Here is a 22,335-nt window from a genome sequence, read left to right as displayed (position 1 = left end):
GACGCTCACCAGGAGGTTTCCGATGGTTGCTCTGACCGATGCGATGACCAAGGCGATCGACATCGCCCGCGAGGCGCCGAACGGCCGCCATGCCGAGCTGCTGATCCACGACGGGCCCCTGCGTCAGACGGTGATCGCCCTGAAAGCGGGCGCGCAGCTGCCCGAGCACAACTCCCCGCCGGCCGCCTCGATCCAGGTGATGCACGGCAGCCTCCGCGTCACCGCGCAGGAGCCGGTGGTGCTCCAGACCGGCCAGATCGAGGCGCTCACGCACTTCCGCCACTCGGTGGAGGCCCTCGAGGACACCGTGTTCCTGCTGACCACGGTCACCTCCCAGCACGACACCGACAGCCACGCCACCCGCACCGGGGAGATGCCCGTGCTCAGCAAGGAGGCGCAGGCCGCCGAATACGCGGAGATGGACCACGAATCCGGCGGCGGCCGCACCGACCGCTGATCAGCGCACCTCTCCCCCGCCCCGCGCGGCGAGGCGCAGCCAGGTGTCCACCACGGTGTCCGGGTTCAGGGACATCGAGGCGATGCCCTGCTCCAGCAGCCACTCGGCCAGATCAGGGTGGTCGCTCGGCCCCTGCCCGCAGATCCCGACGTACTTCCCCGCGGCCCGGCAGGCCTCGATCGCCCGGGCGAGCATGAACTTCACCGCCGGATCCCGCTCGTCGAAGGCGTCGGCGACCAGCGCCGAGTCACGATCCAGGCCCAGGGTCAGCTGGGTCATGTCGTTCGAGCCGATCGAGAAGCCGTCGAAGTGCTCGAGGAACAGCTCCGGGGTCGCGGCATTCGAGGGGATCTCGCACATCATGATGACCTGCAGGTCCCTCTCGCCCCGCACCAGGCCGTGGCTGGCCATCAGGTCGATGACCCCCTTGCCCTCGGCGGGCGTGCGCACGAAGGGGATCATGACCTTGACGTTGCTCAGTCCCATCTCCTCGCGCACGAAGCGCAGCGCCTCGCATTCCATCGCGAAGCACTCCGCGAAGTCCTCCGAGAGGTAGCGGGAGGCGCCGCGGTACCCGATCATCGGGTTCTCCTCGTGCGGCTCGAACAGCGTCCCGGCCAGGAGGTTCGCGTACTCGTTGGACTTGAAGTCGCTCATCCTCACGATCACCGGCTCCGGCGCGAAGGCGGCGGCGATCGTCGCCACCCCCTCGACGACGCGCTGGACGAAGTAGTCCCGCGGGGAGTCGTAGGCGGCGATCCTGGAGCGCACCGTCGCGGCGATCTCCGGCTCGTCACGCTCGAGCCGGTCCAGCTCGAGCAGGGCGCGGGGGTGGATGCCGACCTGCCGGTTGATGATGAACTCCAGGCGGGCCAGGCCCACTCCGGCGTTCGGCAGCCGCGAGAAGCTGAAGGCCTGCTCGGGGTTGCCCACATTCATCATGATCTTCGTGCCCACCGGCGGCATCGAGTCCACCTCGGAGGAGGAGACGGTGAAGTCCAGCAGCCCCTCGTAGACGAATCCGGTGTCGCCCTCGGCGGCGGAGACGGTGACCTCGTCACCGTCCTTCAGCTCCGCGGTCGCGGAGCCGGTGCCCACCACGGCGGGGATCCCGAGCTCGCGGGCGATGATCGCCGCATGACAGGTGCGGCCGCCACGGTTGGTGACGATGGCGCTCGCACGCTTCATGATCGGCTCCCAGTCGGGGTCGGTCATGTCGGCGACCAGCACCTCGCCGGGCTGGAACTCGTGCATGCGGTCGATGGTGTCCAGCACCCGCACGGGGCCGGCGCCGATCTTCGCGCCGATCGCCCGTCCCTCGGCGCGGACCGGACCGCGGGAGGCGAGGATGTACTTCTCCACGGTGTTCCCCGCCCGGGACTGCACGGTCTCGGGGCGGGCCTGCAGGATGTACAGGGAACCGTCGGCCCCGTCGAGCCCCCACTCGATGTCCATCGGCCGCCCGTAGTGCTCCTCGATGATCAGCGCCTGCTTCGCCAGGTCGGTGACCTGCTGATCGGTGAGCGAGAGCCGGCTGCGCGCGGCGGGGTCCACCTCGATGAACTCCACGGTGCGGCCGACGGTGGTGGCTCCCTCCCCGTGGGCATAGACCATCTTGGTGGCCTTCTCGCCGATCTGGCGCTTGAGGATCGCGGGGCGGTCCTCGCGCAGGCCGGGCTTGAAGACGTAGAACTCGTCGGGGTTCACCGCGCCCTGGACCACCCCTTCACCGAGCCCGTAGGCGGAGGTGATGAAGATGGCCTGGTCGAACCCTGATTCGGTGTCGACCGTGAACATGACGCCGCTGGATCCCAGATCGGAGCGGACCATCTTCTGCACCCCGGCCGAGAGCGCCACCGCGGCGTGCTCGAAGTCGTGGTGGACGCGGTAGGCGATCGCGCGGTCGTTGTACAGGGAGGCGAACACCTCGCGGATCGCGAGCAGCACGCCCTCGATGCCGCGCACGTTCAGGAAGGTCTCCTGCTGGCCTGCGAAGGAGGCGTCCGGCAGGTCCTCGGCGGTGGCCGAGGAGCGCACCGCGAAGGATGCCTCCTCACCGCTGCCGGCGGAGAGCTGCTCGTAGGCGGCGCGGATGTCCGTCTCGAGGGTCGCGGGGAAGGGCTGGGCGATCACCAGCTCCCGGATCTCGCGGCCGGTCTCGGCCAGCGCGATGGTGTCGTCGGTGTCCAGGCCCTGCAGCCGCTCGTCGATCCGCTCCGCGAGCCCGGTCGCGCCGAGGAACTCGCGATACGCCTCCGAGGTGGTGGCGAAGCCGTCGGGCACCTGCACCCCGAGGCGGGTCAGGTTCGAGACCATCTCGCCGAGGGAGGCGTTCTTGCCGCCCACCTGCTCGAGGTCGTTCATGCCGAGCTCGGAGAACCAACGGATGCTCTGGGTCATGGCGTGCTCCTTCATTATGTGCGGGAGGTGGTTCCGCGGCGGGCGAGCGATTGGAGGATCAGGGTGGACATCTCCTCGACGGACTTGTTCGAGGAGTCGACGAAGGGGATCCCATGCATGTCATAGACGCGGCGGGCCCGGGACAGCTCCCAGCGCGTCTGCTCGAGGGAGGCGTAGCGGGAGTCGGCACGGCGCTCGCTGCGCACGGCGCTGAGCCGCTGCGGGGAGGTGAGCAGCCCGAAGCAGCGATCGGCGATCCGGGCGATCGACTCCGGCAGCACCTCGCCACCGAGGTCCTCATCGACCAGCGGATAGTTCGCCACGAAGATCCCGTGCATGAGCGCGAGGTACATGCTGGTGGGGGTCTTGCCGCAGCGGGAGGGCGCGATGAGCACCACATCCGCCTTCTCGATCGCGCGCACGGACTGGCCGTCGTCGTGCTCGATCGCGAATTCGACCGCCTGCATCCGACGGTTGTAGCGCCGGGAGTCGCCCACTCCGTGCAGCCGGGCCGGGGCGTGGTCGCCGGTGACCCCGAGGCGATCCTCGAGCTGGGCGAGGTGGCCGCTGACGAAGTCGATGACCGGTGCCTTGGTGGCCCTCAGCTCCTCGCGCACCGCCTCGTCGACCACGGTGAGGAACACCAGCGGCTGCACCTCGCCGTCCATCGCCGCATCGAGGTCGGCACGCACCTCGCGCGCCTCCTCGACGGTGCGCACGAAGGGGATCAGGCGTCGTTCGAAGGGGACCGAGGGGAACTGCAGCAGCAGAGCGTTGCCCATGGTCTCGGCGCTGATGCCGGTGGAGTCGGAGATGAAGAACACCGGGACGGCAGAGTCCTCGAGCTTCTGGGACTTCTGGGCACCCTGGCCCTGGCGCCGCGCGGCGGGAGGCAGCGGCGGCGGGATCGGAAGAGCTGCATTCACAAGCGCCCCTTGCTCTGGGCCCGGTGGCGGAGCACCGGGGACACGACGATGTGCTGGGCTCACCGTAACCGGGAAGAAGAGGACGGGGCGTCTTCGCCCAGGAAGATGGCATGGCTCACGTCAGCCCTGCGCGAGTTCGCCGACGTGCGCGCTCACTCGAGCCCGATCGCGCATCGTGCGGGGGCTGGGGCTACTCGGATCCCTCGGACGGCTCTGCAGGCCGCACCGGCCAGCGCTGCACCAGCTCGTCCCGCAGAATCCGGTCCCGTGCATCGAGCAGGCTACCCACCACGATCCCCAGCCCCATCAGACCCAGCGCCCCGAGCAAGATCCAGGGTCCCAGCGGCGCCGCCGCCCGCAGCTGCGGACCGGCGGCCGCGTAGAAGTCCCAGTCCGGCAGCTCCGCCACCAGGTCGACGAACCAGAGCGCGACGCCGAGCGCTGCCGTCGCGCCCGCGAGAGCGAAGACCACCTTCAGCACCGGCAGGGAGGTGCGGGACATGGCGCGGCTGAGCAGGGCGTGCTGCGGCGACGCTCCCGTCGGGTCCCCGAGCGCGCGGCGCAGCTCCCTGTGCTCGAGGCGCCGCAGGATGATGGCGCAGCCCACCATCCCGGCGAAGGCCAGGACACCGATCGCCGCCACGATCCCCTCCGCCATCGTCAGCAGGTCCACCAGGCGCTCCCCGGCGGGATCGAGCTCCGCCCGCTCCCCCAGCTGCCGGCTGGCCGTGCGGGTGGCGTCCGGATAGGCGACGGCGACCACCAGCTGGAAGGCCACGAACCAGGCCATGGTGGCGAGGACCGCGACGGTGGCCAGCGCATTGCTGAGCATCCGCACCCCACGTCCGGGCAGCGGCGCGGAGCTCCCCGCCTCGGTCAGCTCCCGCCCGGCGGCGATGATCCGATGCGGCTGGGTCCATCGCTCGGGCAGCTCGTCCGCGAACCCGCGCTGCCAGCGCGTGAAGACCTTTCCGGTGAGCGGGATCCCCGCCCAGATCGCCGCGAGCAGCACCGCGCCGCCGCCGACGACCGCCAGGCCCACCACGTCCACGCTCTCCAGCATGGCGAAGACGGCGATCACGTAGAGCAGCCCCAGGATCGCCAGCATCGCGATCGCGATGCCCTTGTATGCCGTGGCGCTGCTCTCCCGCGCCGCCTTCCATTGGGTCGGGAACGGGACCTCGGTGGCCGGGGTGCCCCGCCGCACAGCCGCAGCCAGGGCACGGGCCATGAGCGGGCCCTCGAGAGACCCGAGCAGTCCCAGCAGGAGCAGGCCGATCACCCCGAGCACCAGGACACCTACCAGCGAGGCGCGGCTGACCAGGTCAATGGTGGTCCCTGCCTCGGACTCGGCAAACAGCTCCTCGACGACGAGCCCGCTGATCACGGCGACCCCGAAGAGCCCCAGCAGGCCGATGAGACCGTAGAACAGCGCCTCCATCGCAGTCCTCTGGAGCGTCACGGCGCGGCCGACCGGGAGCACCCGCCAGCGGGAGTCGGCGATGTTCTGCATCAGCCCATCCTGCCCGACGGGCTCCGCCGCGGCGGCGTCATCCCTCGAGCGTCCCCGCGCTCGCCCGGGGCTGCGGCGCGTCCGCTGCACGCACCCGCGGGGCCGACGCCGGGCTGAGGGCCACGGCCACCAGCACCACCGCGAGCGGCACCACCAGGGCGCCGCGCAGTCCGACCTCCTCGCCGAGCAGGCCGAGGGTGGGCGGGCCCACCAGGAAGGCGAGGTAGCCGATCGTCGAGGCCAGGGCCACGCGGCCGGCGGGGTTCGGGCCGGAGTCCCCGGCGGCGGAGAGGGCGAGCGGGAAGCCGAGCGAGGCGCCGAGGCCCCACAGCACCACGGCGGCGACGGCGACCGGCTGACTGTCCACGAAGGAGATCAGCGCGAGGCCGAGAGCCGCGAAGAGCGCGCTGACCATGAGCACCCGGGCGCGTCCCGCCCGGGCCACGATCGGCCCGCCGCAGAAGCGGCCGATGGTCATGGCGGCGGCGAAGAGAGCGAACACGGTCGAGCCCATAGTGGCTCCGAAGCCGTGCCCGTCCACCATGATCAGCGGCAGCCAGTCGTTGGCGGTGCCCTCGGCGAGCGCCATCGCGAGCACGATCCCGCCGATGAGCACCAGGCGGGTGTCCTTCCAGAGCGCCGGCCCGGGGCTCGCGGCTGCCTCGGCGCGCTCCGCGGCGGTGACCAGGCCGGTCCCGGCGGGGATCGCGCGCAGCGCCCAGAGTAGCAGCCCGGCGCCGAGCACGGCGATCAGCACCAGATGGGTGACCACCGAGAATCCGGTCGCATTGGCGAGGATTCCCAGGCCTGCGCCGATCACCGTGCCGAGGCTGAAGCAGCCGTGCAGGGCGGGCAGGAAGGGGCGGCCGCCCTGCGTCTCGACGTCGGCCCCTTCGACGTTCATCGCGACCTCGCCGCCGCCCATGCCGGCCCCGAACAGGGCCAGGCCCAGCGCGGTCAGCAGCGGCATGCCGCTGGCGGCGCCGACGGCGATGACCGGCATGGCCAGCACGATCAGCGAGGAGCCGCCCGCGACCACCGGGCGGGTCCCCCATCGCATCACCAGCGGACCGGACGAGAGGATCCCGGCCATGGAGCCGACGGAGAGGCCGAAGAGCACCAGCCCCATCTGCGCGGTGGACGCTTCGAGCAGGTCGCGCACGGCCGGCGTGCGGGTGACCCATGCGGACATGCTCAGTCCGGGCAGCAGGAACAGCGCATACAGCGCCCAGCGGCGACGGCGCAACGAGACGGGCACAGGGGCTCCTTGAGGGGGCTCAGGCGGTCAAGCCGGGGTCAGCACTCCCACCAGGAAGTCGGCTGCCGCGGGTCGGAGGTCCCAGGTGGAGAAGCGCTGTGCGAGGCGCAGCCCTCCGGCGTCGGCGTCGGCCGTGAAGTCGTCGAGATCGTACCCACGATCCAGCCCGAAGCCGACGACCAGCCGCCCCTCGGGAGCGAGGTGCTCCGCGAGCCCCTGCGGGCCGGGGATGTTCGTTATGGCGTCAGGCGGCGATGCGGGAGTCGTCGCGGATCTGACCCACCAGCTCCTCGAGCATGTCCTCGAGGGTGACGATGCCGATCACGGTGCCGTCCTCGTCGGTGGCGGCGCCCAGGTGGGCTCCCGAGTCCTGCATCGCGGTGAGCGCCTGGCGCAGCGGTTCGTCGGACCTGATCACGGGCAGGGTGCGGACGCGCTCGGCGGGGATCGGGTGCTCACGCTGCTCCTGCACGGAGTCCAGCAGGTCCTTGATGTGGACGTAGCCGATCAGCATGCCGTCGGCCGCCTTGACCGGGAACCGGGAGTACCCCTCGACGGCGGCGGCCTCGGCCTCCGCAGCGGTGACCCCCTGGGGCAGGCTCGAGACCTGGTCCAGCGGGATCACGAGGTTGGCGACGCTGCGGGCCTCGAAACGGAGCGCCCCCAGCAGGAGCGCCTCGTCGTTGTGCTCGAGCAGGCCGCCCTCGCGGGACTCGCTGACCATCGCCGCGACTTCGTTTCGAGTGAAGACGCTGGTCACCTCGGCCTTGGGGGTGACTCCGAGCATGCGCAGCACGAGGTTGCCGCAGGAGTTGAGCAGCCAGAGCACGGGCTTGATCAGGGTGACCACGCCCATCAGCATGGGCGCCAGGATCAGCGCCATCCGCTCGGGCCCGGCCAGGGCGATGTTCTTGGGCACCATCTCGCCGAAGACGACGTGGAGGTAGGTGACCAGGCCCAGGGCGATCACGAAGGAGATCGGGTGCACCAGCGCGGTCGGCACGCCGATGGCCTCGAAGGGCACCTCGAGCAGGTGGGCGATCGCAGGCTCGCTGATCGCACCGAGCGCGAGAGAGCACACGGTGATGCCCATCTGCGCGCCGGCCATCATCAGCGAGACCTGCTCCATCGCGGAGATGGTGACCTTCGCGGCCCACTTCCCCTCGAGGGCCTTGGGCTCGATGATCGAGCGGCGGGCGGAGATCAGGGCGAACTCGGCCCCGACGAAGAAGGCGTTGAGGATCAGCAGGACCAGGGTCAGGGTGAGTCCGGTGGTGGTGCTCATCTGCGCTCCTCCTCGTCGTCGGCGTCCTCATCGGAGGTCGCGGCAGGCTCGACCTTGACGTGCACGGTCTCGATGCGTCGTCCGTCCACCTCGGTGACCTGGATCCGCAGGCGGGCGGGGTCCTCGCCGGGGACGGGGTCGGTGTCCACCAGGACCTCGTCGCCGACCTCGGCGAGCCGGCCCAGCTCCATCGTGATCAGCCCGCCGAGGGTGTCGTAGTCCTCGTGCTCGGGCACGGTGACGCCGAGCCTGTCGGTGGCTTCGTCGGGTCGCATCCGGGCGTCGAGGTCCCAGGAGCCGTCGGCCTCCGGGGTGTCGTCCATCTCCTCGTCGTGCTCGTCGCGCACCTCGCCGACGATCTCCTCGACCAGGTCCTCGAGGGTGATCAGCCCGGCGTGGTCGCCGAACTCGTCGACCACCACCGCCATCTGCAGGCCTCCACCGCGCAGGGTGTCCATCAGGTCGTCCAGCGGCACGGTGTCGGGCACGAAGGTCGCGGTGCCCATCACGGAATCCACGCGGGTGGCGGGACGCTCCTCGAAGGGGATGGCGAGGCCGTGGCGGATGTGGGCCACGCCGGCGATCTCGTTCTCGTCGTCCAGCACCGGGAAGCGCGAGTGGCCGGTGATGCGGGCGAGCTCGAGCAGGTCCGCGACGGAATGGTCGGCCTCCAGGGAGTCCATCCGGCCGCGCGGGACCATCGCGTCGTGCGCGCGGCGGTCGCCGAAGGCGAGCGTGCGCTGGACCAGCGAGGCGGTCTCCTCTGCGAGGGCGCCTTCATCGGCCGAGCGCTTGACCAGCACGGAGAGCTCATCGGCGCTGCGGGCGGAGCTGAGCTCCTCCTGCGGCTCGACCCCGAGCGCACGCACCACGGCATTGGCGTTGCCGTTGAACAGGCGGATCGGGAGGCGGAAGATCGTGGTGAACAGCCGCTGGAAGCCGACCACATAGCGGGCGGTGCGCAGCGGCTCGGCAATCGCGAGGTTCTTGGGCACCAGCTCGCCGAAGATCATGGTGACGCCGGTGGCCAGCACCAGCGCGATGATCACCGAGACGGAGCGGGCGGCGACCGTTCCCAGGCCCATGTCCAGCAGGACCGGGCCGATCAGGGCGGCGATCGCCGGTTCGGCGAGGAAGCCGATGCCGAGGTTGGTCACCGTGATCCCCAGCTGCGCCCCGGAGAGCTGCGTGGAGAGGGTCTTCATCCCCTGCAGGACGCCGACGGCGCGCTTGTCGCCGGAGGCGGCGGCCGCCTCCACCTCATTGCGGTTGGCGGTGATCAGGGAGAACTCGGCGGCGACGAAGCCGCCGCAGGCGGCGACCAGCACGAGGCCGATCGCCAGGGATATGAGGGGACCGATCAGGTCCATGGACGGATCCCCCCGTGGGAAGTGTCTGTGCTCAGGCCCGAAGGCCTGGGACTGTCACTGGGGGCGTCGCTGGCGGCGCTCATGGTCTCCTGGTGCTCCTCATGCCCCGCTCCGGCTCTCGAAGGGGGATGACGGAATGCTACAACCCGATCCCTGGGGGTGGGGGAAGGTGTGCAGGACCACTCAGCGCTCGTCGGCCCGCCGCTGCAGGAAGGCGGAGATCGCCCGCAGCTCGACCTCGTCCACGGCGTGGGCGAGGTACGGCCGGCGCTCCTCCTCGAGCCGAGTGTGGGAGCTCATGAACTCCCGGACCTGCTGCTCCCGCTCGGCATCGAAATGCGGGTCCATGCCGCCGTGGCCCCACAGCGCGGGCGGCGCGGTCTCGGCGAGCGCGGCATCGCCGGGCATCGGGGCGGGGAACGGGAACCCGGAGAGGTTTACGACGAAGTCCAGCGACCGCGGATCGCGCCGCAGCAGCTGCAGGGCGAGTGCTCCGCCCTGGGAGAAGCCGATCGCGCCGACGACGGGGGCGCTCTGCGCGGCGATCCAGCTCTCTACCGCAGCGGCCGAGGTCTGCAGCGATTCCGGATGCTCCGGATCCACCGGCATCTCGCACCAGGCGTAGCCCTGCGCATAGGAGTAGATCCCTCGGAGGGAGATATAGGTGAAGCTCGGCGGGAGGAACGGGGCCAGTCCCGCGAGGTCGCCCTCGTGGCTGCCCAGACCGTGGAGCAGCAGCACGATCGGCGCCTCGACGGGGCTGTCGGCGTCGTCCCCGCTCGCGCGCACCACGGAGTCCTCGTCGATGTGCGGGGAGATCAGCTCGATCGGTGCGTACTGAGGTGCGTTCGTCATGACAGCAGGCTAGCGGGGCGGGGCAGCGCGGGAGCGGACCGGGCAGCGCGGGAGCGGGTCGAGCAACGTGCGGGCGGAGCAACGTGCGAACGGGCAGGGGAAGACCCCCAGGTTGCGCGGTGCGCTGGTCGGAGGGACGAGTTCCGACCCCTGGGGGTCCCGGCAGCTCGGTGGTATTCGCTGCGCGTCCGGATGAACGGTCGCCTCAGCGGCGAGCCACCTCACAAGTCCGATAAGAATTCACTTCTCGGATCACCTCCTTCCGTGTGTCCGACCACCGTAGGACGTCCCGTCGGCGGGCGCAACGGATTATTCGCAGACATCACCGTCGGCGGGCCTCCCGCCTGGGCGTGATGCGCTCGCTGCTGGTCCAGGCCACGACGCTGCGCGCGGAGGGGGACCTGCTGGAGGAGCGTCCAGCGTGTGAGGATGGTGGGCGGCCCGCAGCCCCGCGCTCGATGAGGAGTCCCCGTGCAGTCCGTCCTGACCGATTCCCTGGAGAAGGTGCTCGGCGAGACCGCGCCGCGCCCCGCTGAGCTGATCGGCGGCGCCCACGCCTCCGGCTTCCTCGGGGAGGTGCTGTCCGTGCAGGTCGCCCTCCGGCTCGACGAAGGCTCCCCCGGCGCGACCCGCGTCCACCTGGGCGGTCCGCTCGCGGAGCTGGCCCGGATGCACGCCGTGCGGCGGGTCCCCGTCTCCGCCCCGGCTCCCGAGAACGCCGACGAGCACTACCTGAGCACCGCCCCTGGCGAGTACCCGGACCTGCTCGAACCGCTCGGAGGCGACCGCGTGCACCTGACCCCCGGGATCTGGGAGTCGCTCTGGATCGACGTCATCGGTGCACAGGAGTCCGACGCCGGCGATCACACCCTCACGATCAGCCTCTGCGACGAGACCGGAGAGCAGATCCTCGCCGAGCAGACCGCGCAGCTGCGCCTCCACCCGCACCGCCTGCCCCCGCTGTCGATCACCAACACCCACTGGTTCCACGCCGACAGCCTCTCCACCTACTACGACGTCGAGGTGTTCTCCGAACGCCATTGGGAGCTGATCGAGGCCTTCCTCGCCTCGGCGCGCGCGATGGACGTGACCTCGGTGCTCACCCCCACCTGGACACCGCCGCTGGACACCGCCGAAGGACACACCCGCCCGTTCGTGCAGCTGATCGGGATCCGCGAGCATGACGGCACCTACGCGCTGGACTTCTCCCGCATGGACCGCTGGCTGGGGATCTGCCGCACGCTCGGATTCACCGGCATCGAGATCGCGCACCTGTTCACCCAGTGGGGCGCCCAGCACACCCCCGCGATCCAGGTGGAGACGGCCGACGGGCTCGAGCACCGCTTCGGCTGGCACGTCGCGGCGACCTCGCCCGATTACCGCCGCCTCCTGGAGACGCTGATCCCAGCCCTGCGCGCCCATCTGGACGAGCACTGGGAGGGGGAGGCCCTCTGGCACATCTCCGATGAACCGCACCAGGACCAGCTCGAGCAGTACCAGGCCGCGAAGGCCCAGGTCGTGGACCTGCTCGAGGGCGCACAGGTGGTCGATGCGCTCAGCTCGCTCGCCTTCGCCGAGCAGGGCGTGGTGGACACCCCGATCGTGGCCTCGGACCACGTCGGCCCCTTCCTCGAGGCGGGCCGGCAGCCGTGGGTGTACTACTGCGTCTCCCAGGGCCGCGACGTCGCCAACCGCTTCATCGCCCAGCCTTCGGTGCGCAACCGGGTGCTGGGCCGTCAGCTCTTCGCCTTCGATGCCCCCGGCTTCCTGCACTGGGGTACAACTTCTGGTGGGCGCAGTTCTCGCTGCGGCCGATCGACCCCTTCGAGGACACCTGCGCCGGTGGACCCTTCTTCGGCGGCGACGCCTTCGCCGTCTACCCCGGGCCCGACGGCACCCCCTGGCTCTCCCTCCGGCACCGCGTCTTCGCGCAGGCCATGGCGGATCACCGGGCTCTGACCTGGCTCGCCGAGCTCACCGACCGGCCCGGTGCGAAGGCCCTGATCGACGAGGGTGAGACGCTCACCTACTCGTCCTTCTCCTATGACGTCGGTGCGCACCTGCAGGCGCGGCAGACTGTCGACGAGAGGATCCTCGCGGCCCTGCGTGCCTGAGCCTCAGAGCTCGGGCAGCTCCTGCTCGCCGGTCTCGGCCTCCATGCGGTCCTCGTCGCGGTTGCCCTGTTCCGCAGCGGTGGAATCGTCACCGCCGCGGTCGCGGTCCGAGTCGAAGCCGTAGCCGTCGGCGTTGCGGGACTCCGGCCCCTCGGCGACGACCCGGTCGGTCTCCAGGGCATCGTCGATGCTCATCTCGCCCGGCTCGTCGTCGGCTCCACGGGCATACTCATCCTGGCTCGTTGCGGCCATCTGATCGAGCTCCGGGTCTTCGGCGGGGTTCTGCGGCTGTGTCATGGGGTTCCTCCTGGAGGTAGGTCAGCTGAGAGCGTCGATGATCGCCGTGTTGAAGGCGTCGAGGTCATCGGGGGTGCGCGAGGTGATGAGGCGGAAACCGGTGGAGTCGTCGACCACGACCTCCTCATCGGCCCATCGTCCGCCCGCGTTGGTGAGGTCGGTGCGGATGGTGGGGACCGAGGTGAGCTCGCGGCCGTCGGCCAGTCCGGTCTCGACCAGCAGCCAGGGCGCGTGGCAGATCGCGGCCACCGGCTTGCCGTCGGCCGCGAAGGAGCGCACCAGGAACTGGGCGGTCTCGTCGGCGCGCAGGGTGTCGGCGTTCAGAGTGCCGCCGGGCAGCACCAGGGCGTCGAAGTCCGCGGCTCTGACGGTGTCGTGGACGGCGTCGACCGGGACCTCGGGACCGAGCTCACGGTCGCGCACGAGGGTCTGGACCGAGCCCTCCTCGGGGGCGACGACGGTGACTGTCGCACCGGCCTCGCGCAGGGCGGCAAGCGGGCCCTGGATCTCGTCAGTCTCCGTGCCGAAGTTGCTGGTCAGCAGGAGGATCGTGCGGTTCTCGAGCGTGCTGTTCATGGGCTTCTCCTCATGTCGGATCGTCCGTGCGGCGACCGTATCACCGCGCCCTCCCACTGCGCCGACCGATCGGACAGAGCTCAGGTCCCGCAGAAGGTCATGAAGCCGTCACCGCCGTCACCGGGCCCTTCGAGATGCTCGAGCCCCTCCTGGCGTTCGAAGGGCGCGGACACCGCGTCGAGCAGCTCACGCACAGGCTCCAGATCACCGAGGTGCGAGGCACGCAGCGCGGACTCGAGGTGGACGTTGCGGGGGATGTACAGCGGGTTGGCGCGCCCCATCGGCTCCTCCGCGCGGGGCAGCGCGTCCCGTCGGCCCGCCCAGAGCGCGTAGGGCTCCAGCTCGAAGAACAGCCCCGCAGCCTCCCCCTCCCCGAGCATCCGGAAGAATCCCGTGTGGTCGACCTGCTCCTGCTCGAGCAGCGCGAACAGCTCCTCCCCGAGCGCGAGCACCGTTCCACGGTCCCCGACGACCCCCAGCTTCCTCGACAGCCCGCGCGCATAGGCGTCCAGGTACCACCCCTCGAACTGCTCGAGCACCGCCGTGGCCTGATCGATCGCGAGGTTCGGATCCCCGCCGATCAGCGGCACCAGCGTCTCGGCGAAGCGGGAGAGGTTCCACAGGGCGATGCCGGGCTGGTTGCCATAGGCGTAGCGGCCGCCTCGGTCGATCGAGCTGAACACCGCGCCCCGGCGGTGGACATCGAGCACGGCGCAGGGCCCGTAGTCGATGCCCTCACCGGAGAGCGCCATGTTGTCGGTGTTCATCACGCCGTGCACGAATCCGGCCAGCATCCACTGCGCCACCAGTTCGGCCTGCGATCGGGTCACCGCCTCGAGCAGCCCGAGCGGTCCGTCGGCCCCGGGATGATGACGCCGGATCGTGTACTCCACGAGCCGTTCGCGCACCTCGGGATCCAGATTCCAGGTGGCATGCTCGAAGGTCCCCACGCGCAGATGACTGGCTGCGACCCGCACCAGCAGCGCACCCGGCTCCGGGGTCACGCCCTGGCGCGGGGCGATCCGCTCCCCGGTGCTGAGAACGGCGAGAGCCCGGGTGGTCGGGACCCCGAGGGCGTGGAGCCATTCACCGATGACGGCCTCGCGGAGCATCGGCCCCAGCGGCGCCTTCCCATCGCCGCCGCGCGCGAAGGGGGTGCGTCCGGCCCCCTTGAGATGCAGGTCCCGTCGGCGTCCCCGGGTATCGACGAGATCGCCGAGCAGCACTGCCCGGCCATCTCCCAGCTGAGGGTTCGGGCTGCCGAACTGGTGCCCTGCGTAGACCTGCGCCGTCGTGCCCTCGATCTGCCCGGTGAGCAGCGAGAGGCCCTCCTCCCCACGCAGCCAGGCCGGGGAATACCCGAGCTCACGCGCCAGCTCCTCGTTCAGCCACACCAGCTCGGGCCGAGGGGGCACCTCGGCGCGCCAGGGAACCGACAGCTCGGGGAGCGCAGCGGCGTAGGACTGCTCCAGGGAGATCTCCATCCCTCGATCCTCCCACTTCCGTTCTGTGCAATGTCACAGTTGACATAGTGTGACCCGCGTCCTACTGTCGTCGCACTGGATCACGACGACGTGAGGCGACACCCATGGACCTGCTCGGCACCATCAATGACTGGATCTGGAATCCGATGGCGTACTTCGCCCTCGCCGTCGGACTCTTCTTCACCGTGCTCACGTTCGGTGTGCAGTTCCGGCGCATCCCCGACATGCTCCGCCAGATCGTGGCGAAGCCTCTGGACGACGACGGCGTCGCCCCGCTGCAGGCGCTGCTGCTCACCCTCGCCAGCCGCGTGGGCGTCGGCAACATCGCCGGCGTCGGCACCGCGATCGCGGCCGGTGGGCCCGGCGCCCTGTTCTGGATGGTGGTGGTGGCCCTCGTCGGCTCCGCCAGCTCCTTCGCCGAGACGGTCCTGTCCCAGGTCTTCAAGCGCCGCATCGACGGCGAGCATCGCGGCGGCGCCCCCTTCTACGTCGAGCACGGGCTGAAGCTGAAGTGGCTGGCCGTCATCCTCGCATTCGCCTACCTGGTCTGCTACGGATTCATCTTCTCCGGTGTGCAGGCCACGAACATCGCCGACAGCCTCGACGTCGCCTTCGGGGTGCCGAACTGGCTCACCGCGATCCTGCTCACCGGCCTACTCGGCTTCACCATCCTCGGCGGCACCCAGCGCATCATCCGCGCCGCCCAGCTGATGGTGCCGGTGATGGCGGTCGGCTACATCCTGGTCACCGTGGTCATCATCCTGATGAACGTCGATCAGGTGCTGCCCACCATCGAACTGGTGCTCGCCTCCGCCTTCGGCCGTGATCAAATCTTCGGCGGCATGGCCGGCGCCGCGATCGCCTGGGGCGTGCGCCGCGCGGTGTTCTCCAACGTCGCCGGCGTCGGCGAGGGCACCTTCGGCTCCGCCGCGGCCTCCACCAGCCACCCCGCGAAACAGGGCCTGGTCCAGGCGCTGTCGATCTTCATCGACACCGTCATCGTCTGCCAGGCCACCGGCATCATGATCCTGCTGACCGGCTCCTACAACGTCACCCATCAGGGCAGCACCGTGGTCGAGAATCTGCCCGGTGTCGACGCGGGCGTCGCCTACACGCAGACGGCGATCGACTCCTCCGTGGGCGGGTTCGGGCCGAGCTTCGTCGCCATCGCCCTGTTCTTCTTCGCGTTCACCACGATGATCGCCTTCTACTACATCGCCGAGACCAACCTCGGCTACCTGCGCGGCCGCACCGACGGCTGGCCCAGCTGGGCGCTGAAGATCGGGGCGATGGCCATCACCGCCTTCGGATCGGTGGTCTCGGCCGACGCCATGTGGATGATCGGGGACATCGGGTACGGGCTGCTGGGCTGGGCCAACATGCTGGTGATCCTCGCCCTGAGCCCGGTGGTGTACAAGGTGATCAAGGATTACGACCGACAGCGGAAGCAGGGTCTGGACCCCAGCTTCGACCCCGTGCCGCTCGGCATCCGCAATGCTGACTTCTGGACCGCCCCGGCGCCCGACCGCACCCCCACCGACGCCCGCTGATCCCCGAGGAGACCCCGATGCGCACCTCGCACATCTATCACGCCGTCGATTCCCATACGGAGGGCATGCCCACCCGGGTGATCACCGGCGGCGTGCCCCCGATCCCCGGGGCGAGCATGGCCGAGCGCCGGCTGTGGTTCATGGAGAACCGCGACGGCCTGCGGAAGCTGCTGATGCGGGAGCCGCGCGGCCATGGCGCCATGAGCGGCGTGATTCTGCAGCCGCCCACCCGTCCCGATGCGGACTGGGGCGTGCTCTACATCGAGGTCTCCGGCCTGCTGCCGATGTGCGGCCACGGCACCATCGGCGCCGCGACGGTGCTGGTCGAGACCGGGATGGTCGAGGTGACCGAGCCGGTGACGACCATCCGCCTGGACACCCCCGCGGGCCTGGTGGTCGCTGAGGTCGCGGTGAGCGACGGCCATGCCGAGTCGGTGACGATCCGCAACGTCGCCTCCTTCCTGATGCGCCGGGACGCGAGCGTCGAGGTGCCGGATCACGGCACCGTCCGCTACGACCTGGGCTTCGGCGGGAACTTCTACGCGATCGTCGAGCTGGAGCAGCTCGGTCTGCCCTTCGACCGGGCCGAGAAGGACCGCCTGCTGGCGGCGGGGCTCGCGATCATGGAGGCGATCAACGCCGCCGACGAACCCGTCCATCCCGAGCGGGAGGACATACGCGGGGTCCACCACGTCTACCTCGCCGCCCCCGGATCGACCGCCCAGCACTCCCGCCACGCGATGGCCATCCATCCCGGCTGGTTCGACCGCTCCCCCTGTGGCACCGGCACCAGCGCCCGGATGGCCCAGTTGCACGCCCGCGGCGAGCTGGCGCTCGGCGCCGATTTCCTGAACGAGTCGTTCATCGGCTCCCGCTTCACCGGCCGCCTGGTGGAGACCACCCGCGTGGGCGAGCACGCAGCAGTGGTCCCCACCGTCACCGGCCGCGCCTGGGTGACCGGCACCGCCCAGTACATGCTCGACCCCACGGACCCGTATCCGGAGGGTTTCGAGCTGTGAACTTCCTGGCGACAACTACCGTGGGAGCCGACCAGGAGCCGGCCCGACAGGAGCACCCCATGCCCGTGAGCGACATCCCTCTGGGAGAGATCCAGCAGTACAAGAGCCTGCGGGACTCGGTGACCGATGCGCTGCGCACCGCCATCATCATCGGCGACCTGCAGGAGGGGACCCTCTACTCCGCCCCGGCCCTGGCCGCACCGCTCGGGGTCTCCGCGACCCCGGTGCGCGAGGCGATGATGGATCTGGCCCGCGAGGGTCTGGTGATCACCGTGAAGAACAAGGGCTTCCGGATCACGGTGATGACCGGCGCGGATCTCGAAGAGCAGACCCAGGTGCGTCAGCTGCTGGAGGGTCCCGCGATGCGAGCGCTCGCGGGCCGTCTGCCCGCCGAGGAGCTCACCGCGCTGCGCGAGCTCGCCGACCGCATCGCCGAGGGTGCCCGCGAGGGTGACCTGAACGCCTACCTGCACGAGGACCGCGAATTCCATGCACGCCTGCTCGAACACACAGGCAATCGCCACCTGGTCGAGCTGACCACCCGCCTGCGCGGCCAGACCCGCCTGAAGGCGCTGCGCAAGCTCGCGGACAGCGGGCGCCTGGTCGACTCCGCCCAGGAGCATCACCAGATGCTGGACCTGCTGGCTGCCGGCGACGGCGCAGGCGCCTTCGACCTGATCATCCGGCACATCGGCCACGCCTCCCGGCTGTGGTCAACAGGTGACGAGGAGACCGACGAGGCTCCCTCGACCCTGCTGGACCTGGTGCCATGACCGCTCGCGGCACCGACGTGCTGGTGATCGGTGCCGGCGCGGTGGGCGCGGCGGTGGCCCACTACTGCACGCTGCAGGGCCTGTCGGTGCGGGTGGTGGACCGCGGCGCCCCCGGCGGCGGCACCAGCTCGCGCTGCGAGGGCAACATCCTGGTCTCCGACAAGGAGCGCGGCCCCGAGCTCGACCTCGCCAACTACTCCCTGGCCCTGTGGCACGGCGAGCTCGCCGAGCACGCCGAGAGCTGGGAGCTCGAGCGGAAGGGCGGCATCATCGTCGCCTCCCGCGAGACCAGCCTGGTCTCGCTGCGCCGCGCACTCACCGCGCAGCGGGAACACGGCATCGAGGTCCAGGAGATCGATGCCGAGGCGCTCCTCGCGCTCGAGCCCCATGTCTCCCCCGGCGCCGTCGGCGCCGCGTTCTATCCCGATGACTCCCAGGTGATGCCGATGCAGGTGGTCGCCCACCTGCTCGCCCTGGCCCGGGGACGCGGCGCGGAGGTGCTCCCGTACTGCGAGGTCACGGGCCTGATGCGCGAGGGCGAGCGCATCATCGGGGCCCGTACCACGCGCGGGGACCTGCCCGCCGGCGCCGTCGTCGACGCCGCCGGCCCCTGGGCTGCCCGGTTCTCCGCCCTCGCCGGGGTCCACCTGCCGATCGCCCCCCGTCGTGGCTACGTGATGGTCACCGAGCCGCTGCCGCCGCGCGTCTTCCACAAGGTCTACGCGGCCGAGTACATCGATGACGTCGGCACCTCCGACACCTCCCTGCAGTCCTCGCCGGTGGTGGAGAGCACCCCGGCCGGCAGCATCCTGATCGGCTCCTCCCGCGAACAGGTCGGCTTCTCCGACGCGATCAGTCGTGAGGCGCTCCAGCGCATCGCCGCGAACGCGACGGCGCTGTTCCCCTTCCTCCGGGATGTCCACGTGCTGCGGCACTACCACGGCTTCCGCCCCTACTCCCCGGATCACCTCCCCGCGATCGGCGCCGACGCCCGCGCCACCGGCCTCTGGCATGCCACCGGCCACGAGGGCGCGGGGATCGGGATGAGCGTGGGCACCGGCAAGCTGCTGGCTCAGGCCCTCGCCGGCCACCGCCCCGATCTCGACCTCGACCCCTTCGACCCAGCGCGCTTCGGCGATGCCGCCCCTGCAGGAGGCCCCCGGTGACCAGTTCGCCCGCTCCCGACGACCACGTGCGGATCACCGTCGACGACGTCCCGCTCAGCGTCCCCGTCCGACGCACGGTCGCCGCCGCCCTGATGCTCGAGGGCCGGCAGGCCGGCTGGCGCGTCACCCGTCGCGCGGGTGCGGAGCGCGGTCTGTTCTGCGGCATCGGCGTCTGCTACGACTGCCTGGCCACGGTCGACGGCCGTCCGGGCCTGCGCACCTGCCTGGTCCAGGTGGCCGACGGGATGGATGTGCGGACGGGGACCGTCGATGTCTGAGATCGCAGCGGTGGTGGTCATCGGCGCCGGCCCGGCCGGGCTCGCGGCCGCCGCCGAGGCGGCGCGCGGCAGCGACCGGGTGCTGCTGGTCGACGCCGGTCCGCGTCTGGGAGGCCAGTTCTGGCGCCACGGCGCGAAGGACGACCTCCCCCAGGCACCCGCCCCCCGCTGGCACCACGGCTGGGACACCTATCTCGAGCTCCGCACCGACCTCGAGCGGGCCGAGGCCGCAGGTCGCCTCGAGCACCTCGCCTCCACCCATGTCGCCGCCCTCGACGTCCGGGAGGACGGCCTCCTCGCCCTCCACCTCGCCCTCTCGCCGACCGGTGAGCAGCTCACCACGCTCCTCGCCGAGACCGTCGTGCTGTGCCCGGGCGCCTACGACCGTCAGCTGCCGGTGGCGGGCTGGACCCTGCCCGGGGTGATGGCCGCCGGCGGTGTGCAAGCCTTCGTCAAGGTGCAGGAGCAGGTTCCCGGTCGTCGGGTGCTGCTCGCCGGGACCGGACCGTTCCTGCTGGCCGCGGCCGCGTCGGTGCTGCAGGCCGGCGGGGAGGTCGCCGCGATCTGCGAGTCCGGGGACCTCACCGGCTGGGTGCCGCGCGGCGCCTCCGCCGCGCTAGTGCCCGGCAAGGGGCGCGAGGGCGCGCAGTACGCCGCTCTGCTGGTCCGTCACCGGGTGCCCTATCTGCGCCGCCGGGTGGTGTCCCGGATCCACGGCACCGACCGCGTCGAATCGGTGGAGATCTCCCGGGCCGACGACCGCGGCGCTCAGGTCCCCGGCACCGCCCAGGTCCTCGAGGACATCGACGTGGTGGGCCTGGGCTGGGGCTTCGTCCCCCAGGCAGAGCTGCTGCTGCAGGCCGGCGCTGCCTCCCGCCTGGACGTGGACGGCTCCCTGGTGGGGGTCGTCGACGGGGAGCAGGCCTCCTCCGTGCCGGGCCTGTTCCTGGCTGGGGAGATCACCGGGGTCACCGGCGCGAGCGGCGCCGTGGCGGAGGGTCGGATCGCCGGCCGTGCCGCGGCGGGCCGGGTATCCGGTCGCGCCGCCGAGAGCTCCCGGAAGGACGCCTCGGCCCGTTCACGCCATCGCCTCTTCGCGAGCGCCATGCACCGCGCTCACCCGGCCCCTGCGGGCTGGGCGGACTCCCTGGACGAGGGCACGGTGGTGTGCCGCTGCGAAGAGGTGACCCTCGCGGAGATCACCGCGGCCCGCGACGAGCTCGGCGCCCGGGATCCCCGCTCGCTCAAGGGCGTCACCCGCGCGGGGATGGGCATGTGCCAGGGCCGGATCTGCGCCGCCGCGATGACGTGCTTCGGGACCGACCCCCTCGAGGCCGCACGCACCACCGCGAAGCGCCCCTTCGCCCTGCCGCTGACGCTCGGCACCCTCGCATCCGCAGAAGAAGGCACCGAATAACCGTCCTGACCAGACCATTCGCCAGTACAATTGCACATGGCATACACTGAGCCGACGGCCCAGGGGCTCCTGCCCCGCACTCGACGACGAGAGGACCACACGTGACCACCACGCTCCCCGAGCCCGTTCGCACGCTCGCCTACCTCGACGGCGCCTTCGTGCCCGCCGCCTCCGGCGCGACCTTCGAATCCCTCGACCCCGCGACCGGCAGGAAGCTCGCCGACATCGCCGCCTGCGACGCGGCGGACGTCGACCGGGCGGTGGCCTCCGCCCGCGCCGCCTTCGACTCCGGCGTGTGGAGCCGCAGACACCCCTCCGAACGCCGCGAGGTGCTGATGCGCCTGGTCGCCCTGCTCGAGGAGAACCTCGAGGACCTCGCCCTCACCGAGGCGATCGACGCCGGCAAGCCGATCACCGACTGCCGCGACTTCGACATCCCCGACACCATCAACTCGATCCGCTGGTACGCCGAGGCGGCGGACAAGGTTTTCGGCACGACCACCCCCGCCGGCGACGGCGCGCTCGGCATGGTCGTCCACGAGCCGATCGGCGTGGTCGGCGCGGTGCTGCCCTGGAACTTCCCGCTCGCGATGCTGGCCTGGAAGCTCGGCCCGGCGCTCGCCTCCGGCAACTCCGTCGTCGTGAAGCCGCCGGAGCTGACCACCCTGTCCACCCTGCGCTTCGCCGAGCTCGCCACCGAGGCGGGTCTGCCGGACGGCGTCCTGAACGTCGTCCCCGGCCTGGGGCATGTCACCGGCATGGCGCTCGGCCTCCACGGGGACGTCGATGCCATCTCCTTCACCGGCTCCAACGAGGTGGGCCGCGAGTTCCTGCGCTACTCGGCCGATTCGAACCTCAAGAAGATCGTGCTCGAGCTGGGCGGCAAGGCCCCGCAGATCGTCACCGCGGACAATGCCGACCGCCTGGAGCTGGTCGCCGGCGACCTCACCGAGGCGGCCTTCGGCAACATGGGCCAGAACTGCACCGCGGGCTCCCGGATCCTGGTCCACGAGTCGATCCTCGAGGATTTCGTCGCGCAGCTGGTCACGGCCACCGAGCAGAACGTCGTCGGCGACCCCCTGGACCCGGCCACCACCATCGGCTCCCTCATCGAGGAGTCCGCCCTGCAGCGCATCGCACGCTATGTCGACGACGCCGTCGCGGAGGGTGCCACTGTGCGCACCGGTGGGAAGCGGGTGCTCGAGGAGACCGGCGGCTGGTTCTACCCGCCCACCGTGGTCACCGACGTGCGCGAGGACATGGCCATCGCCCGCGAGGAGATCTTCGGCCCGGTCGTGGTGGTGCTGCCCTTCACCGACCTGGATGATGCGATCCGGATCGCGAACGACACCCCCTTCGGCCTCGCCGCCACCGTCTGGTCCCGCGACATCGACGACGCCCTCACCGCCGCCCGCGCGATCCGGGCCGGGACCATCTCCGTCAACGGCTATTCCGAGGGAGACATCACCACCCCCTTCGGCGGCTACAAGGAGTCCGGCTTCGGTGGCCGGGACAACGGCCTCGAAGCTTTCGCGCAGTACACCGAGACCAAGACCATCTGGATCACCCTGCGCTGAGCCGGCGCCCCTCGAAAGGA

19 protein-coding genes and 1 pseudogene are annotated in these 22,335 nt (G+C 70.8%); 10 read left to right on the top strand and 10 right to left on the bottom strand.

The window, feature by feature from the left end; translation table 11 throughout:
- Positions 1–22 precede the first annotated feature (22 nt).
- Positions 23–457, top strand: a complete 435-nt coding sequence (locus Q0937_RS08150; RefSeq protein ID WP_299302128.1) for a hypothetical protein — start codon at positions 23–25, stop codon at positions 455–457.
- Here the strand turns inward: Q0937_RS08150 and ppsA are convergent, their stop codons facing one another.
- From ppsA to Q0937_RS08115, 7 genes are all read right to left on the bottom strand, one after another.
- Positions 458–2,857, bottom strand: coding sequence for a phosphoenolpyruvate synthase (gene ppsA, locus Q0937_RS08145; protein WP_299302126.1), 2,400 nt, complete (start codon positions 2,855–2,857; stop codon positions 458–460).
- 14 nt (positions 2,858–2,871) lie between these two features.
- On the bottom strand, positions 2,872–3,783 hold the full coding sequence (locus Q0937_RS08140; RefSeq protein ID WP_299302123.1) for a pyruvate, water dikinase regulatory protein: 912 nt from the start codon (positions 3,781–3,783) through the stop codon (positions 2,872–2,874).
- A 190-nt stretch (positions 3,784–3,973) separates the two neighbouring features.
- A complete protein-coding gene (locus Q0937_RS08135) occupies positions 3,974–5,296 on the bottom strand; it encodes a hypothetical protein (protein ID WP_299302121.1) in 1,323 nt (440 codons plus the stop codon).
- A 37-nt stretch (positions 5,297–5,333) separates the two neighbouring features.
- Entirely contained in the window at positions 5,334–6,554 is a 1,221-nt protein-coding gene (locus tag Q0937_RS08130) for an MFS transporter (protein WP_299302118.1), read from the bottom strand.
- Between the two features lie 244 nt (positions 6,555–6,798).
- Positions 6,799–7,839 carry a hemolysin family protein gene (locus Q0937_RS08125; protein WP_299302115.1) on the bottom strand — a complete coding sequence of 347 codons (1,041 nt, stop codon included), beginning with the start codon at positions 7,837–7,839 and terminating at the stop codon, positions 6,799–6,801.
- Entirely contained in the window at positions 7,836–9,209 is a 1,374-nt protein-coding gene (locus Q0937_RS08120; protein ID WP_299302112.1) for a hemolysin family protein, read from the bottom strand. The genes Q0937_RS08125 and Q0937_RS08120 overlap by 4 nt, the downstream gene beginning before the upstream one ends.
- A 183-nt stretch (positions 9,210–9,392) precedes the next feature.
- A complete protein-coding gene (locus Q0937_RS08115) occupies positions 9,393–10,064 on the bottom strand; it encodes an alpha/beta hydrolase (RefSeq protein ID WP_299302107.1) in 672 nt (223 codons plus the stop codon).
- A gap of 669 nt (positions 10,065–10,733) precedes the next feature.
- On the opposite strand from Q0937_RS08115, the pseudogene Q0937_RS17995 reads away from it, so the two are divergent.
- A pseudogene (locus tag Q0937_RS17995) lies at positions 10,734–11,971 on the top strand (DUF4091 domain-containing protein); the annotation flags it as partial.
- A 30-nt stretch (positions 11,972–12,001) separates the two neighbouring features.
- A complete protein-coding gene (locus Q0937_RS08105; RefSeq protein WP_299302512.1) occupies positions 12,002–12,178 on the top strand; it encodes a hypothetical protein in 177 nt (58 codons plus the stop codon).
- A 3-nt stretch (positions 12,179–12,181) separates the two neighbouring features.
- On the opposite strand, the gene Q0937_RS08100 is transcribed toward Q0937_RS08105, so the two are convergent.
- The 3 genes from Q0937_RS08100 to Q0937_RS08090 form a co-directional block, all read right to left on the bottom strand.
- Complete coding sequence (locus tag Q0937_RS08100) at positions 12,182–12,475, bottom strand: hypothetical protein (RefSeq protein WP_299302104.1); 294 nt, start codon at positions 12,473–12,475, stop codon at positions 12,182–12,184.
- A gap of 21 nt (positions 12,476–12,496) precedes the next feature.
- The gene (locus Q0937_RS08095) at positions 12,497–13,051 is read right to left on the bottom strand and encodes a type 1 glutamine amidotransferase domain-containing protein (protein ID WP_299302102.1); all 555 of its coding nucleotides are present in this window, start codon (positions 13,049–13,051) and stop codon (positions 12,497–12,499) included.
- Positions 13,052–13,131: 80 nt separating this feature from the next.
- Entirely contained in the window at positions 13,132–14,535 is a 1,404-nt protein-coding gene (locus Q0937_RS08090; protein ID WP_299302099.1) for a YdiU family protein, read from the bottom strand.
- A 104-nt stretch (positions 14,536–14,639) separates the two neighbouring features.
- On the opposite strand from Q0937_RS08090, the gene Q0937_RS08085 reads away from it, so the two are divergent.
- The 7 genes from Q0937_RS08085 (at position 14,640) to Q0937_RS08055 (ending at position 22,315) form a co-directional block, all read left to right on the top strand.
- Positions 14,640–16,085 (top strand): sodium:alanine symporter family protein, encoded by a 1,446-nt coding sequence (locus tag Q0937_RS08085; protein ID WP_299302096.1) that lies wholly within the window; start codon positions 14,640–14,642, stop codon positions 16,083–16,085.
- Between the two features lie 17 nt (positions 16,086–16,102).
- Entirely contained in the window at positions 16,103–17,104 is a 1,002-nt protein-coding gene (locus Q0937_RS08080; protein WP_299302093.1) for a proline racemase family protein, read from the top strand.
- A gap of 59 nt (positions 17,105–17,163) precedes the next feature.
- Positions 17,164–17,877 carry a GntR family transcriptional regulator gene (locus tag Q0937_RS08075; RefSeq protein WP_299302091.1) on the top strand — a complete coding sequence of 238 codons (714 nt, stop codon included), beginning with the start codon at positions 17,164–17,166 and terminating at the stop codon, positions 17,875–17,877.
- Positions 17,874–19,043: an FAD-binding oxidoreductase gene (locus Q0937_RS08070; protein WP_299302088.1), complete on the top strand. Its 1,170-nt coding sequence runs from the start codon at positions 17,874–17,876 to the stop codon at positions 19,041–19,043. The genes Q0937_RS08075 and Q0937_RS08070 overlap by 4 nt, the downstream gene beginning before the upstream one ends.
- Positions 19,040–19,321: a (2Fe-2S)-binding protein gene (locus Q0937_RS08065; protein ID WP_299302084.1), complete on the top strand. Its 282-nt coding sequence runs from the start codon at positions 19,040–19,042 to the stop codon at positions 19,319–19,321. The genes Q0937_RS08070 and Q0937_RS08065 overlap by 4 nt, the downstream gene beginning before the upstream one ends.
- On the top strand, positions 19,314–20,738 hold the full coding sequence (locus Q0937_RS08060) for an FAD-dependent oxidoreductase (protein ID WP_299302081.1): 1,425 nt from the start codon (positions 19,314–19,316) through the stop codon (positions 20,736–20,738). The genes Q0937_RS08065 and Q0937_RS08060 overlap by 8 nt, the downstream gene beginning before the upstream one ends.
- Before the next feature lie 101 nt (positions 20,739–20,839).
- Complete coding sequence (locus tag Q0937_RS08055) at positions 20,840–22,315, top strand: aldehyde dehydrogenase (RefSeq protein WP_299302078.1); 1,476 nt, start codon at positions 20,840–20,842, stop codon at positions 22,313–22,315.
- The last annotated feature ends 20 nt before the right edge of the window (positions 22,316–22,335 follow it).

This window comes from uncultured Brachybacterium sp. (assembly GCF_947500705.1).
Taxonomy (GTDB): Bacteria; Actinomycetota; Actinomycetes; order Actinomycetales; family Dermabacteraceae; genus Brachybacterium.
The sequence above is the reverse complement of the archived record's forward strand: the minus strand, read 5'-3'. Positions and strand labels throughout refer to the sequence as shown.

Bases quoted from the DNA above. Each gene is read 5' to 3' on its own strand.
- Q0937_RS08150 (WP_299302128.1), top strand. From the start codon at position 23: ATGGTTGCTCTGACCGATGCGATGACCAAGGCGATCGACATCGCCCGC.
- ppsA (WP_299302126.1), bottom strand. From the start codon at position 2,857: ATGACCCAGAGCATCCGTTGGTTCTCCGAGCTCGGCATGAACGACCTC.
- Q0937_RS08135 (WP_299302121.1), bottom strand. From the start codon at position 5,296: ATGCAGAACATCGCCGACTCCCGCTGGCGGGTGCTCCCGGTCGGCCGC.
- Q0937_RS08125 (WP_299302115.1), bottom strand. From the start codon at position 7,839: ATGAGCACCACCACCGGACTCACCCTGACCCTGGTCCTGCTGATCCTC.
- Q0937_RS08120 (WP_299302112.1), bottom strand. From the start codon at position 9,209: ATGGACCTGATCGGTCCCCTCATATCCCTGGCGATCGGCCTCGTGCTG.
- Q0937_RS08115 (WP_299302107.1), bottom strand. From the start codon at position 10,064: ATGACGAACGCACCTCAGTACGCACCGATCGAGCTGATCTCCCCGCAC.
- Q0937_RS08105 (WP_299302512.1), top strand. From the start codon at position 12,002: ATGGCGGATCACCGGGCTCTGACCTGGCTCGCCGAGCTCACCGACCGG.
- Q0937_RS08100 (WP_299302104.1), bottom strand. From the start codon at position 12,475: ATGACACAGCCGCAGAACCCCGCCGAAGACCCGGAGCTCGATCAGATG.
- Q0937_RS08095 (WP_299302102.1), bottom strand. From the start codon at position 13,051: ATGAACAGCACGCTCGAGAACCGCACGATCCTCCTGCTGACCAGCAAC.
- Q0937_RS08090 (WP_299302099.1), bottom strand. From the start codon at position 14,535: ATGGAGATCTCCCTGGAGCAGTCCTACGCCGCTGCGCTCCCCGAGCTG.
- Q0937_RS08085 (WP_299302096.1), top strand. From the start codon at position 14,640: ATGGACCTGCTCGGCACCATCAATGACTGGATCTGGAATCCGATGGCG.
- Q0937_RS08080 (WP_299302093.1), top strand. From the start codon at position 16,103: ATGCGCACCTCGCACATCTATCACGCCGTCGATTCCCATACGGAGGGC.
- Q0937_RS08075 (WP_299302091.1), top strand. From the start codon at position 17,164: ATGCCCGTGAGCGACATCCCTCTGGGAGAGATCCAGCAGTACAAGAGC.
- Q0937_RS08070 (WP_299302088.1), top strand. From the start codon at position 17,874: ATGACCGCTCGCGGCACCGACGTGCTGGTGATCGGTGCCGGCGCGGTG.
- Q0937_RS08060 (WP_299302081.1), top strand. From the start codon at position 19,314: ATGTCTGAGATCGCAGCGGTGGTGGTCATCGGCGCCGGCCCGGCCGGG.